General features: G+C 65.7%; 12 protein-coding genes and 1 pseudogene. 4 read left to right on the forward strand and 9 right to left on the reverse strand.

Translation table 11 applies throughout. The features are described from left to right. Window positions 1-80 precede the first annotated feature (80 nt). Window positions 81-1,787, reverse strand: coding sequence for a CdaR family transcriptional regulator (locus H0B43_RS12985; RefSeq protein WP_185727517.1), 1,707 nt, complete (start codon window positions 1,785-1,787; stop codon window positions 81-83). 163 nt (window positions 1,788-1,950) lie between these two features. On the opposite strand from H0B43_RS12985, the gene pruA reads away from it, so the two are divergent. Both pruA and H0B43_RS12995 read left to right on the forward strand, forming a co-directional pair. After that, window positions 1,951-3,606, forward strand: coding sequence for an L-glutamate gamma-semialdehyde dehydrogenase (pruA, locus tag H0B43_RS12990; protein WP_185727516.1), 1,656 nt, complete (start codon window positions 1,951-1,953; stop codon window positions 3,604-3,606). Then, window positions 3,606-4,577, forward strand: coding sequence for a proline dehydrogenase family protein (locus H0B43_RS12995; RefSeq protein WP_185727515.1), 972 nt, complete (start codon window positions 3,606-3,608; stop codon window positions 4,575-4,577). The genes pruA and H0B43_RS12995 overlap by 1 nt, the downstream gene beginning before the upstream one ends. Window positions 4,578-4,622: 45 nt before the next feature. On the opposite strand, the gene H0B43_RS13000 is transcribed toward H0B43_RS12995, so the two are convergent. From H0B43_RS13000 to H0B43_RS43115, 3 genes are all read right to left on the reverse strand, one after another. Further along, window positions 4,623-4,892 (reverse strand): hypothetical protein, encoded by a 270-nt coding sequence (locus tag H0B43_RS13000; protein ID WP_252189806.1) that lies wholly within the window; start codon window positions 4,890-4,892, stop codon window positions 4,623-4,625. Between the two features lie 93 nt (window positions 4,893-4,985). Then, the gene (locus H0B43_RS13005; RefSeq protein ID WP_185727514.1) at window positions 4,986-5,378 is read right to left on the reverse strand and encodes a hypothetical protein; all 393 of its coding nucleotides are present in this window, start codon (window positions 5,376-5,378) and stop codon (window positions 4,986-4,988) included. Between the two features lie 130 nt (window positions 5,379-5,508). Continuing rightward, the gene (locus H0B43_RS43115; protein WP_397517471.1) at window positions 5,509-5,814 is read right to left on the reverse strand and encodes a hypothetical protein; all 306 of its coding nucleotides are present in this window, start codon (window positions 5,812-5,814) and stop codon (window positions 5,509-5,511) included. Between H0B43_RS43115 and H0B43_RS41465 the strand changes: the two genes are divergently transcribed. Beyond that, on the forward strand, window positions 5,723-6,052 hold the full coding sequence (locus H0B43_RS41465) for a hypothetical protein (RefSeq protein WP_252189805.1): 330 nt from the start codon (window positions 5,723-5,725) through the stop codon (window positions 6,050-6,052). The two genes, H0B43_RS43115 and H0B43_RS41465, sit on opposite strands and share 92 nt — an antisense overlap. 139 nt (window positions 6,053-6,191) lie before the next feature. On the opposite strand, the pseudogene H0B43_RS43120 reads toward H0B43_RS41465, so the two are convergent. Continuing rightward, a pseudogene (locus H0B43_RS43120) lies at window positions 6,192-6,341 on the reverse strand (hypothetical protein); the annotation flags it as partial. Between the two features lie 377 nt (window positions 6,342-6,718). After that, on the reverse strand, window positions 6,719-7,951 hold the full coding sequence (locus H0B43_RS13015; protein WP_185727512.1) for a CdaR family transcriptional regulator: 1,233 nt from the start codon (window positions 7,949-7,951) through the stop codon (window positions 6,719-6,721). Window positions 7,952-8,169: 218 nt separating this feature from the next. Between H0B43_RS13015 and H0B43_RS13020 the strand changes: the two genes are divergently transcribed. Beyond that, a complete protein-coding gene (locus tag H0B43_RS13020) occupies window positions 8,170-9,762 on the forward strand; it encodes an AMP-binding protein (protein WP_185727511.1) in 1,593 nt (530 codons plus the stop codon). A gap of 754 nt (window positions 9,763-10,516) precedes the next feature. On the opposite strand, the gene H0B43_RS13025 is transcribed toward H0B43_RS13020, so the two are convergent. From H0B43_RS13025 to H0B43_RS13035, 3 genes are read right to left on the reverse strand one after another with little or no spacing between them, the layout of a single operon-like run. Beyond that, window positions 10,517-10,930 (reverse strand): nuclear transport factor 2 family protein, encoded by a 414-nt coding sequence (locus H0B43_RS13025; protein WP_185727510.1) that lies wholly within the window; start codon window positions 10,928-10,930, stop codon window positions 10,517-10,519. Between the two features lie 54 nt (window positions 10,931-10,984). After that, window positions 10,985-12,028 carry an alpha/beta hydrolase gene (locus H0B43_RS13030; RefSeq protein WP_185727509.1) on the reverse strand — a complete coding sequence of 348 codons (1,044 nt, stop codon included), beginning with the start codon at window positions 12,026-12,028 and terminating at the stop codon, window positions 10,985-10,987. Then, the gene (locus H0B43_RS13035; protein ID WP_185727508.1) at window positions 12,025-13,578 is read right to left on the reverse strand and encodes an NAD(P)/FAD-dependent oxidoreductase; all 1,554 of its coding nucleotides are present in this window, start codon (window positions 13,576-13,578) and stop codon (window positions 12,025-12,027) included. Before H0B43_RS13035 ends, H0B43_RS13030 begins: the two co-directional genes overlap by 4 nt. Window positions 13,579-13,582 lie beyond the last annotated feature (4 nt).

Here is a 13,582-nt window from a genome sequence, read left to right on the forward strand (position 1 = left end):
GGTAAACCGACTGCGTCCGTCGAAAGATTTGGGCTCGATGTGAGAAAAGGTTTTCCGGTTTTTGTTCTCTCGGCCAACTCTCAGTAGTGTGTGGAATCCGCTTCGCCGCGGCGCCGCAAGGCGAGCTGCAGTTCGAACAGCATTCGGTCGGAGGCGTCGTGCAGGTCGATACCGACGATCTCCTCGACGCGGCGAATCCGGTAGCGCAACGTGTTCGGATGTACTTGCAGGACAGCGGCGGCGGCACGGACGTCGCCGTGTGCCGCAAGATAGGCTTCGGCGCTGTCCTGCAGATTCGACGCGTGCTTGTCGTCGTAGTCGACGAGGGCGTCGAGCCGCGGGTCGTGCAGTTCCCGGTGCTCGGCGAGGAGGTCGAGAATCTCCCCGAACAGCACTGCGGTCCGCGATTCGGCGAGCGTGGTCACCCGGCCCTCGGGGAACGTCGCCGCGGTGCCGTCGAGAACGCGGTCGACCTCCACCCGCGCTCCCGCGACCTGCCCGAGATCGGGCACCGGGATCGCGATCGCGGCACGCAAGGCGATCGACCGCTTGGCCTCGAACTGCTCGACGAGTTGCCGGGTCCAGGTGGTCACCGATTTCGCGCTCGTGAAGCGCGGGAGCAGCACGTAGGCGCGCTCACCGATGATCGTCGCGACGGAGTCGCGGCGAAAGGAACTGGCCTGCAGGCGCAACATGCTGCCCAGTCCCGTGAGCCCGCCGCCGACCGTCTCGGTGGCACTGACAGCGAAGCCCACGACCGCCGCAGGCCCGGTCGCCGGCAGGTTGAGGGCACTGACCACGGACGGGACGTCCACACCACCCCCGCGGGCCCCGAACAGCCGCTGGATCAGCAGGCCCTCCGTGGACGGCGCGTTGAGACTGCGGGAAATGATCCGCGCGGCGATCGCGGACGCGCCCCGCAGCACGTCTTCGGCATCGTCGGCGAACGGTGCCACCCCCTGTTGCAGCCAGATGGACCCGAGCGTGCGCGCCGACGTCGTGGCGTCCTCGGAGGGCTGCCGAATGCTGACCACCAGCCGCCGCTCGGTGCCGAGTTTGCGATGGGCGGGAACGTCGATCACCTCGTCGCTGTTGCGGAGGCGGTCGAACACTCCCCACCGCTGCAATGCCCGCAGGTAGTCGCGGGGTCCTTCGCGGCCGAGGATGGACAGCGTCCGCAACTCGTCGGCGGCCTCGTCGGAGGCGGAGTAGGCCAGCACGTGCGATTGCGCGTCCTCGATCGACACCATGCCGCCGGCGTTTTGGGCGACGATCTGCGCCAGCCCGAACAGGTCGGTGTCGGTGGCGAGCAGATCCGGATCCCCCAGTCCCGTGCTGCGGCGAGAGCGGTCCAGCATGCGTTGCACCAGCGGGAACACGTGGTCCCAGCGGGCCTTCGGGTGCACGGCCACCAACGCGACCCCGGCGCGGCGCGCCGCCGCCTGCAGCGCCGTCGACGTCGCCGCATTCTTGGACATCACCGCCCGGGCCCGGTGGTCGGACGGGCGGAGGGCAACATCGTCGAACCAGCGCACGGCCTCCGCCCTGCCGATTCCGACGTGCAGGTACAGGTCCGGCAGTGGAGATTGCGAATCGGTCTCGGTGGCCAGGTCCGAGCTGTCGACCAGTGCGACCGACGCCAGGGCGATCTCGGTGCCTGCCGGCGCATCGATCAGCTCGACGACGGAGGTGTCGAGAGCGCTGAGAAGCTCACGCAGCGTAATGCTTCCGGCGGCACGTCCGGACGATTCGGTTGAACCCGTACGGGTTCCGCCATCAGTTTTCACAGGACGATCTCACTTCGGGATCACAGGAGTGGTTGGCTGATAGTACAACTTCGATTATAGAGATTTGTTCTACTGGCTCATTCTTTTGCCGCCGTGCCGGTGTTGACTACGGCTAGTTCGTTGCGGCGGCCGTATTCGCCGCCACATCCCGTAGGAGGTTTTCATGGACGCCATCACCACCACCCCGCAGCCCGTCAACGAGCCGGTGGGGTTCTTCACGCCGGGGAGCCCGGAGCGGGCGCGGCTGCAGGCGAAGCTGTCCGAACTGGGGTCGAATCCGACGGAGATCCACCACGTGATCGGCGGGGCGCATCGCCGCGGTGCCGGACCGGTCGTCGACGTCGTCCAGCCGCATCGGCATTCGGCGGTACTGGGCACTTTCAACAACGCGGGCACACAGGACATCCAGGACGCGGTCGCCGCGGCCACCGCCGCCGCCCCGGCCTGGCGGGCACTGTCGTTCGAGGACCGGGCCGCGGTGTTCCTGCGCGCAGCCGACCTGCTGTCCGGGCCGTGGCGCGAAACCCTCGCTGCCGCAACGATGCTCGGACAGTCGAAGACTGCGTACCAGGCCGAGATCGACACCCCGTGCGAGCTCATCGACTTCTGGCGGTTCAACGTCCACTTCGCCCGCCAGATCCTCGCCGACCAGCCGATCTCCTCCCCCGGCGTGTGGAACAAGCTCGAGTACCGCTCACTCGAGGGTTTCGTCTACGCGATCACCCCGTTCAACTTCACCGCCATCGCCGGTAACCTGCCCACCGCGCCCGCGCTGATGGGCAACACGGTGGTGTGGAAGCCGTCGCAGACCCAGGCCGTCGCCGCGTACTGGACGATGAAGCTGCTCGAGGCCGCCGGCCTGCCGTCCGGTGTGATCAACCTCGTCAACGGCTCCGGCGCCGCGGTCTCCGACGTCGTTCTTGCCGACCCTCGCCTCGCCGGAATCCACTTCACCGGTTCCACCGCCACGTTCCAGCACCTGTGGCAGCAGGTCGGGAACAACATCTCGAACTACCACTCCTACCCGCGACTGGTCGGCGAGACCGGCGGCAAGGACTTCGTCCTCGCCCACTCCTCCGCGAACCCCGACACCCTGACCACCGCGCTGCTGCGTGGCGCGTTCGACTACCAGGGCCAGAAGTGCTCCGCGGCCTCCCGTGCGTTCGTCCCGAAGTCGGTGTGGGCGCGGATGGGTGACGACTTCATCGAGAAGGCATCGACGCTGAAATATGGTGACGTCACCGACTTCTCGAACTTCGGCGGCGCCGTCATCGACAAGCGGGCCTTCGACCGCAACGCCGACGCCATCGCCCGCGCCAAGGCCACCCCGAGCCTGACCATCGCCGCCGGCGGCCACGTCGACGACAGCGTCGGCTACTTCGTCGACCCCACTGTGCTCCTCGGCGACGACCCCACCGACGAGGCCTTCCGCACCGAGTACTTCGGACCGATCCTGTCCGTGCACGTCTACGACGACTCCGCCGCCGGATCGTTCGAGAAGGTCCTCGACCTCGTCGACAAGGGGTCCGCGTACGCGCTGACCGGGTCGATCATCGCCGACGACCGCACCGCGATCGCCCAGGCCACCGACGACCTGCGGTTCGCGGCCGGCAACTTCTACATCAACGACAAGCCGACCGGCGCCGTCGTCGGACAGCAGCCGTTCGGCGGTGCTCGCGCGTCGGGTACCAACGACAAGGCCGGATCCCCGCAGAACCTGCTGCGCTGGGCGTCCGCCCGCACCATCAAGGAAACGTTTGTCCCCGCCACCGACCACCGCTACCCGCACCAGGCGGCCGACACCTCCGAGGAGATCTGATGGCATTCTCCGCCCTGCTTCGCCCCGCCCTGCTGGCCGCCGCGCGTTCCCCGAAGATGGAGCGCACCGTCACCAAGATCCCGGTGACCCGAAGCCTCGTCGACCGGTTCGTCGCCGGCGCGACCGAGGACCAGGCGATCGCCGCGACCAGGTCGATCCTGGGCTCCGGCCGCTACATCAGCATCGACCACCTCGGCGAGGACACCACCGATTCGGCACAGGCCGACGCCACAGTGTCGCACTACCTGACCCTGCTGTCCGATCTGGCGGCCCTCAGTCAGAACACTGCATCGTCGTCACCCGCCTCCGTTCGCAATGTCGAGGTCTCGTTGAAGCTGTCGGCTCTGGGCCAGTTCCTGCCCCGGGACGGACACAAGGTGGCCCTCGAGAACGCGCACAAGATCTGCACCACCGCCGAGGAGGCCGGCGCGTGGGTGACCGTGGACGCCGAGGACCACACCACCACCGACTCGACGTTGTCGATCGTCCGCGAACTCCGCGAGGATTTCCCGTCCCTCGGCACCGTGCTGCAGGCGTACCTCGAGCGCACCGAGGACGACTGCCGGGACCTGTCCGGCCCCGGATCGCGCATCCGGTTGTGCAAGGGCGCCTACAAGGAACCCGCCTCGGTCGCGTACCAGGGTAAGGAGGCGGTCGACGACGCCTACCTGCGCTGCCTGCGCATTCTGATGAACGGCCAGGGCTACCCGATGGTTGCCTCGCACGACCCGGCCATGATCGAGGCCGCCCTGCAACAGGCGAAGGCCACGGGCCGCACCGACGACGAGTTCGAAATCCAGATGCTCTACGGCATCCGCGACGCCGAGCAACTTCGACTGATCGGCGACGACAAGCACCTGCGGGTGTACCTGCCGTACGGCCAGCAGTGGTACGGCTACTTCATGCGCCGACTCGCCGAACGTCCCGCCAACCTGACCTTCTTCCTCCGGTCGCTGGCCTCCACGAAATAGGGCCCTCGGGGTTCTCCGGTGGTGGTCGTGCGGATCAACGACGCTTCACCGCACCAACCGGTACCCGCGCCGCGCGGCGACGAGGCCCGCGGCCGCCCCGAGAACCGCGCTGAGGGCCAGGCCGCCGGCGAGGAACGGGATCGGGTCCACCGATTCCATGTGCCCGGTACTGTCCCCGGCGCCGAGCGGTTCGTAGCTGCCCACGAAGAAGTGCACCGGGTACGACAACCACCAGGCGAACAGTCCTGTACACACCGGGCCCGCGCCGAGACCGAGGGCCGTTCCGATCGGAACCCCCGCCCATTCGGGTACCACCCTGTGCTCCTATGGGGACCAGTGCCTGCACCGCTTCTTCGCCACCTACGGCTGAGAATCAGGCCTGCGGATCGCCCAGGCGATACTGCGCGCTCAGGAGTCGGTCCGGACGGTTCCGTTGCTGTTCGCTTCCTTCTCTTCGGCGGCATCCTTCGGGGGATGCCGGTGGCGACGGGTCTTGTTCCTCATTTCGGTAGCGAGATGCGCACCGCCGGCCCGGACGGTCTCCCCGCGCGAGCGAATACGGGCTCGCACCGACTCGACGTGCTCGTTGGCGGCCGCCGTGGTGTCGAGTAGCTCTTCCCGGGCGGGCTCGCTCAGTTGAGCGGTCTCCGGAGTCGCGGTGAGGAACTTGCTGCCCTGGGAGAGCAGGTCCTGGGGTCCGCCCACCCTCGCGATCTTCACTGCCGTTTTCAACTGGCGGGTGCGACCCAGGAGGTATCCCGCGCCGATAGCGGCGGCCAGCTCAATTTTCTTGATTTTCATGATCGAACCCACTTTGCCGGTTGTTCGTGATTACGCATCTCGTCGGCCGTGTCGTCGACTGGTGGACGCGTGGGTGCACGTGATGCACACTTTGCGACTACCCCGGGCTCCCGGGACCCAATCGGCAGCGTCAGGCGATCAACGACTCGATCCGGCAAGACATCAACCGAATTGCCGCGGCTGTCGCCAGACAGCTGGTCCCGATGATGAGCAGATAGGGTGTCAACGGCATAACCGTGTAGAGAACGCCAAGCACCGTCAGCTGAGTTGCGTACTGTCGTGGTGCTATTCGGGTAACCAGCGACAACGTCACCGGATTGACAATGACCTCCGAGGGGCCTGCGATGGCCATGCACACGAACACGAGTACGGGAGGAATACCCTTACCCGGGGTCAGCTCGCTGAAGATCAGGAGTGCGTACGCGCTCGACGCCATGACCAATCCGATTGCGAATTTTCGGGTCACACTCGGCTCGCGCGCACCCTGGCGTGCCCACATTCGCGTAATGAGTGGTGTAGAAACCACACCAACCAGTGGCATCACTGGCTATCAGCCACGTGGCCGGGAGCTGCCAACCGAACATTTCCAGATCCACGCGATCCGTGACAAATATCGTCATCGTCGTGAAAGTCTGCAACAGGATTCCGTAGTACAGAACACCGACGATCCATAACGGCAGATACCCCGCGACCCGCCGCTTCTCCTCGGATGCACCGCGGGCGAAGGCAGAATCGTGACGAACATTGCGCTGGCAGCAACGGCAATGCACACTCATTCACCGTTCGCGACTCTGCGGGAAGATTCTTGTAGCCGATAATGTACTGCGAAAGCCCCACTGCCATTCCGACCGCGGCTACGAGAAAGGCGATGTGGAATCCCCACACACTGCGCACCCAGCCGGTCACAATCGGCCCCAGAACGCACCCGGTGTTCACGGCCATCAAAGTACGAGAACCCGGCATCGCGTATCGACCTGTCCTCGGGCGGAGTTGCACCGATTATCGCCGTGATATTCGCCTCGAGCGCGCCGGTGCCGACCGTGATGAAGGCGAGCCCTGCCACGAGTCCAGGAATCCCCGGGATCAGCGACAGGGTCACGTGCCCCGTCATGATCGCTGCGGCGCCGAAGAGCACCATCGCCCGGGGCGCAAGGGCACGGTCGCCCATCCATCCGCCGGCGACCTGCATGAGGTCTTCATCGACGTCATAGACGCCCCGAGCACAGGTGCGGCTGAGGTCTCTACCTTTGCGCTGCATCGACGTCGGGAGCTACATCACATTCACCAGGGTGCAGGCCGGGCTGGGTGCACGTTGCACCACACGACGCCGGTCGGCCAACTCAGCGTGTCGGCGCTATCGAGGCAATCCTCACCGCGAGAAGGAGATTGACGACGTCCTCGACGTGCCGAAGATCCTTGCCGGTGCGCTCGGCAATCCGACCCAACCGGTAGTACATGGTGTTCACGTGGATCCGTAGCGCCGCGGCGGCCTCCGTCGCGTTCATGTCGGCGGCTACGTATGCCGACAACGTCTCGATATAGATCGAGCCCGACGAGAGGTCTTCCGCAATGAACGCGCGCAGCCGAGGATCGATGAGCCGGCGCGCGGTCGGATCCGGACGGCGCACCAGGTAGTCCAGGGGCGAGAGATCATCGAAAACCTGGACCGCCCTTCGGCCCCCCAGGTGGTCACAGGCAACCTGCGCCTCGAGCAACCCCGCCGCGGTCTGGGCGAACTCGTCGTGTGTCGAGCTGATCCCGACCGAAGCAGCGATCTTGCCCTTCCCGAGGTCTCTGACCGCGCGCGCGACCTTCTGCGACAGCGTGGCGAGGGTGAACCGTCCGGACGGGACCAGCCCGACGAGATCCTGCCGCCACGGGACCAACATGCCCGGGAGATGCCGAGCGAGCGCTTTGCGCGCGTCGAGAATCAGGTCTGCTCCGGCAGCCTCCGAGGTTGCCCGGCACACGATGACGACGAAATCGGCCCCGGGCTCGAGACCGGCCCTGCGCATCGCCTCCAGGCGGACCGATATCCGGGGCAGGTTCCCCGCGAGCAAATCCTCGAGGCAGTCGCGCGCGATGCGCTCCTGATCTGCCACGAGATACTGCTGCGCCTGAAAGTAGGTCGTCGCTGCGGCGGAACTGCCCAACTCGATCGTGCGCATGAGATGCTCGACGAGATTGAGTGCCGCTTCCTCCTGCCCCTCGGTCGACCGGACGGACTCGAGAACATACGACCAGAGAACCATCTGCCCGATGCGGAAAGCCTGCAGGAAGTCGATCAGGGAGATACCGTTCGCGACACGTTCCGAGGCATGCGTCGAGGTGAACGCGAAATCGCCCACGCACGGAACCCGTCGTTCGATGATGCTCGTCGTGAACACCCCGAAGATGCTGGTGACGTGCGTGACCACGTCGTCGTACAAGCCGGTGGCGCGGTACGAGGGCAGTTCCGCCCAGATCGCGTCCGTGGCGGCGCGCGCGATAGTGGGAATGCGGTCCTGCACCCATGTCGCGAGACCGACCGCGCCGTCGTCGTAAGACCACATAGCGCCGTTCTCCGTCGTCATCCACCGACCTCCGATGTTTCCGCTGTGACACAGTACAGCTCGGCACCACACCCGTGAACATTCGGCGGTGCCCCGTTGTGGTTCGACCACAGGTATCTTCTGCGTCGCACCACGATGCCCGCGACGCTCGTCACGGCCTATGGTTGCTCGATCACACGACAATGCCCATCGCATTTCGCGTGTTCGAGCGCGCTGCCACGTCAACGAAGGATGTCCCAGTGAGTTTCAAGAGCCCGTTTCCGGACGTCGAGATTCCGAACCTCAGTGTCTACGAGTTCCTCTTCGGCCGGGTCGACCCGGCGGACCTGGACCGGCCCGCGCTGATCGACGGTGCCTCCGGCGCGGTCACCACCTACCGGACCCTCACCACCCAGATCGATGCGGTGGCCGGGGCGCTGGCCGCACGCGGGCTCGCGGTCGGCGAGGTCGTCGGCCTGCATTCGCCGAACGTGCCCGCGTTCGCGTCGGTGTTCCACGGGATCCTGCGCGCCGGTGGTGTCGCCACCACCGTCAACGCCCTCTACACCGCCGAGGACATCGCCAAGCAGCTCACCGACTCGCACGCGAAGTTCCTGTTCACCGTCTCCCCGCTGCTCCCACAGGCCCGGGACGCCGCCGCGAGGGTCGGGATCCCGGCGGAGAACGTGATCGTCCTCGACGGCGCCGACGGGCACCCGTCGCTGGCCGATCTGCTGACCGCCGGTGCCCCCGCCCCGGAGGTGTCGTTCGACCCGGCGACCCAGTTGGCGGTGCTGCCGTACTCGTCCGGCACCACCGGCCGCCCGAAGGGGGTGATGCTCACCCACCGCAACCTGGTCGCCAACGTCTGCCAGATCAACCCGCGGATGGGCATCGGCGCCGACGACAAACTCCTCGCGGTGCTGCCGTTCTTCCACATCTACGGGATGACGGTGCTGCTCAACGCCGCCCTCTACAACCGGGCCGCGCTGGTGACCATGCCGAAATTCGACCTGGTCGAGTTCTTGTCCATCGTCTCCGCGCAGAAGTGCACGTACGTGTTCATCGCCCCGCCGGTCGCGGTCGCGTTGGCCAAGCATCCGCTGGTCGACGAGTACGACCTGTCGTCGGTGCATTCGATCTTCTCCGGCGCCGCCCCCCTCGATCAGGAACTGGGCAAGGCCGTCGCGAACCGGCTCGGCTGCCGGGTGCGGCAGGGTTACGGCATGTCCGAGATGAGCCCGGTCTCGCACGCGATCCCGTTCGACCGCGACGACATCGCCCTGGACTCGGTCGGCCCGTCGGTGGCGAACATGGAATGCAAACTCGTCGACCCCGCCACCGGTGCGGAGATCGACTACCCCACCGAGGGGGTCAGTGCACCGGGGGAGTTGTGGTGCAAGGGCCCGAACATCATGGCCGGCTACCTCGGCAACGCGCAGGCGACCGCGGAAACCCTGGACGCGGACGGATACCTGCACACCGGGGACATCGCCACCGTCGACGCCGAGGGGGTGGTGACGATCGTGGACCGGATGAAGGAACTGATCAAGTACAAGGGCTACCAGGTGCCGCCCGCCGAACTCGAGGCACTGCTGCTGACCCATCCGCAGGTCGCCGACGCCGCCGTCATCGGTGTCCTCGACGACGAGGGCGAGGAGGTCCCGAAGGCGTTCGTCGTCAAGCAGCAGGGCGCCGAATTGGACGAAGCCGCGATCATCGCGTTCGTCGCCGAGCGGGTCTCCCCGCACAAGAAGGTCCGCAAGGTCGAGTTCATCGACCTCGTCCCGAAGTCCGCCGCGGGCAAGATCCTCCGCAAGGATCTGCGGGCGAGCGAGGCCGTAGGAAAGTAGCGTCCACAAAGATCTCGCACGTCCTATCACGGACGTGGACGGCGTTGGAGATGGATGTACTTCACGCCCGGGCGGTCGCAAGCAAAGACAGTGCCCGGCCGAGGCGGCGACCGCCACCTCAACCGGGCACTGCATGACATCGTTCTCACGCGATGGCGGATGTGTCCTCTCACCCGCGCCTTGAACGCCTCCGTCGCCCATGGACAAACATCAAAGCGTGTTTCGGTCGGTTATCGTCTTGTCTTCTCGCCAATTGATGCCGCCCCTGCGGGCGGGTACGGTCCTCGGACGTGACGCTTGGCCAGGTACTGCAGTGATTGGCGCTGATCTGGTGAGAGCTCGCGAGCAGTGAGCGTGCCCAATATCCGGATGAGATGTGCAAAGAACCGCTCGGGGCCCATCCCGAAGGTAATCCAAATTTCGCTGGCGGGGACACCTCCGTAAGGTGCCCACCTGCGTGCAAGATTCAGCATCTCGCTGTCGACGATTGTTTGCCTCATGCTTGTTATGCCTCGGTAGTTATTGAGAAAGGGGTCGTCAAAATAAGGGAGCCCCGGTCTTGGTGCGCGGTGAGCCGCGGGCGCCGCGGCCACGCGCGAGGCCCACGCAGTTTCCCATCCTGACCATATATGCGCCCGGAACATATTGGACTACTCAGGCATTCGGCCGGATGACAGAGCAGAAGCATGCTGTAATCGATCGGCGCTGAAGCTGGATCCGGCGATTTGAGCGGTGGGCCTCGAGCGGGAGGGGATCAGCCGACCAGCCCGGAGTCGCTGATCTTCTGCTCCAGGGCGGCCTCGTCCATGAAGTAGACGTCACGGACGATCTTCAGCGTCTGGGGATCGAACGTGGAATACCCGGTGCCGATCCACGTGACCTTCGGACCGGACCCACCAGCGGTCCCCGTCACCTCGAATAGAACACCCACGGTATCGCCTTCCAGGAAAGACGTAGCCACACGCGGGGTCCAGTCGGGGAAGGTCGCGAACATCTCCTCGAACCCGGGAAGGAGGGCCGACTTGTCACCCACGGTCCCGCTCGCGCCGTTGACGACAACGCACTCGTCATCGAAGTAGCCGAGCACTGCCTGGAGGTCGCGTGCAGCAACGGCAGCACAGATCTCATTCATCTTCTGCGTGTATAGAGCCAACTTGGAAGTGGACATGGGTTCTCCTCTTCATAGGCACGGGTCAGTTGTCCGGGAGGCCCACCCGGTGAGTTACGCCAAGGCCCGCACGATGGCCGACGCGATTCGCTCGACAGCTTCCCGACTCGTCGTGCTCAGCGCGGTGAGCGAGAGGTAGCCGTGTACGAGACCCGGCTCCCTGATCAGCTCGGTGGGGACGCCGCTCTCGGTCAGCCTGGCGGCGTAGGCGAGGCCGTCGTCGCGGAGCGGGTCGAAGCCTGCGACTGTGACGAGAGTCGGCGGCAGGCCGGTCAGGTCGGCGGCGAGCAGTGGTGAAACGCGCGGGTCGGTGCGGTCGACGGCCGGTGGCAGGTACTGGTCGAGGAACCATGCGATCTGCTTGGCGGTCAGCGCCGGCGAGTCGGCGAACTCCTCGTTCGAGGGACGGGAGCCGGCGAGGTCGGTGACCGGGTAGATGAGCACCTGAAGCGCAGGCTGCCGCGCGGAGGCGCGCAACCTCTGGGCAAGTGCCGCAGCGACATTCCCTCCTGCACTGTCGCCCGCGACGACGATACGGTCAAGCGGGATGCCCCATCTGCCGGCGTTGGCCAAGGCGTACTCCCAGGCGACCTTTGCGTCGTCGTGCGGTGCTGGGTAGGGGTTCTCCGGCGCGAGCCGGTACTCGACGGAAAGGATGTCCATGCCCGTCTGCTGTGCAAGAAGACGCACGGGACCGTCGTACGCGGCCCTGCTGCCGAGCACGAATCCGCCTCCGTGGAAAAACACCACGAGCCCATTGGACGAGATGCCGGCGCGGTATCGGGTTGCTGCGAGGCCTCCTGGCAACGCGAGCTCCTCCACCTGTCGCATCGGCAGGGGCCGCTCGCCGTAGATCCCGGCATCCTTCAGTTCGGCGGCTCGCGCTTCGCCGGGACTGAGATCGCTGAAGTCGGGGGCCTTTGCGACGGCAGACATGAGGACCGCGATTTCGGGCGCCATCTGCTCACCGTCCACGTTCACGGGCACCTTGACCAGACGCTTCAGCAGCGATGCAGGAAGCTGACCCATTCCGATCCCGACGCGTCGCTGTACCCACTCCCCGACCGAGATGCGGGTCGCGGCAGTTGCGGTGCTCATCGCACCTGCACCCTGCTCGCGGACCCCGTGGCGGCCACCGCTCGTCCATGGCCCCGCCGATCGCTCCCTGAGCTGAACTGCAAGTGGTCATCAGCGACGTCACTCTTGAGCAGCCTCTTGTCTGCCTGATACGACGTGAGCATTCGCCACGGCAATTCGGTTCCCTGCTTGGGCAGGGTGTCTGCCGTGCGGGTCACGTAGCCCGCATTGAGGTCGAGGAGCGGCTCGGTCGCCATTCCGGGTTCGGCCACCGGCACGACCTGGTTATATCCGTGAGCCTCCATGTGCCGAATCAGCTGGATGACATACTGCGCGGTCAGGCCGACCTTGAGGGTCCACGACGAGTACTTCGTGTAACCGAACGCGAAGGACCAGTTCGGCAGACCCGACAGCAGCATTCCGCGGTAGGTGACCGAGTCGCCGATGGCGAGCTTCTCTCCGTCGACCGTCTGCGGGATGCCGCCGAACATGCGCATGTTGAGCCCGGTGGCGGTGACGATCACGTCCGCGGTGATCTCCTCACCCGAAGCCAGCCGGATGCCGGTATTGGTGAAGCGGTCGATCTTGTCGGTCACGACGGAGGCCCTGCCGTCGGAGATCGCCTCGAAGAAGTCTCCGTCGGGTGTCATGCACAGCCGCTGCTCCCAGGGCTTGTACGGCGGGTTGAAGTGAGTGTCGACGGCGTAGCCGTCGGGTAACGCCTTCCGGGTGAGGCTGCGCATCAGCTTGCGGCCCGAGTCGGGAAACTTGAGCATGTAGCCGACGAAGAAGAAGTCCCGCCACACGTTCTTGAGCCGCGTGACGGCGTATCCGCGCTCCTGCCCGAGGATTTGGTAGAGGAACTTGGCGACCTTGTCGATCCGCGGGAGCGTCATGACGTAGGTGGGGGTGCGCTGCAGCATCGTGACATGCTCTGCTGCACCGGGACCCGTCGTCATCGCCGGAACCATCGTGATGGCGGTCGCGCCGCTTCCGATCACGACGACCTTCTTGTCCGCGTAGTCGTAGTTCTCGGGCCAGAACTGCGGGTGCAGGACGTCGCCGGCGAAGTCCTCGCGGCCTTCGAACTGAGGCGTGAATCCCTCCTCGTAGCGGTAGTAGCCGGTGGCGCCGTAAACCCAGTTCGTCTTGATCGAAACGATTTTCGCCTTCTGCCCCGGAACAGCGACCCGAACCTGGAGGGTCCACACGCCCTCGGCGCTGGACCAGTCGGCCGACACGACCTGATGGTGGTACCGGATCAAGTCATCGATATGGTTCTCGGCAGCGGTCTCCTCGAGGTACTCGCGGATCAGGTGTCCGTCTGCGATCGCGTGTTCGTGGCTCCACGGCTTGAACTGGTAACCGTAGGTGTGGAGTTCGGAGTCGGACCGGACGCCCGGGTAACGGAAGAGGTCCCAGGTACCACCGATTCGGCCGCGCCCCTCGAGGACGACGATCTTCTTGCCGGGAAAGGCGTCTCGGAGGTAACACGCCGATCCCACACCGGAGACCCCGGCTCCGATGATCACGATGTCCACGGACTCGGTAGGGGCACTGGTGACGGTCATAGAG

Origin of the sequence: Rhodococcus sp. 4CII (assembly GCF_014256275.1) — a bacterium.
GTDB lineage: Bacteria > Actinomycetota > Actinomycetes > Mycobacteriales > Mycobacteriaceae > Rhodococcus_F > Rhodococcus_F wratislaviensis_A.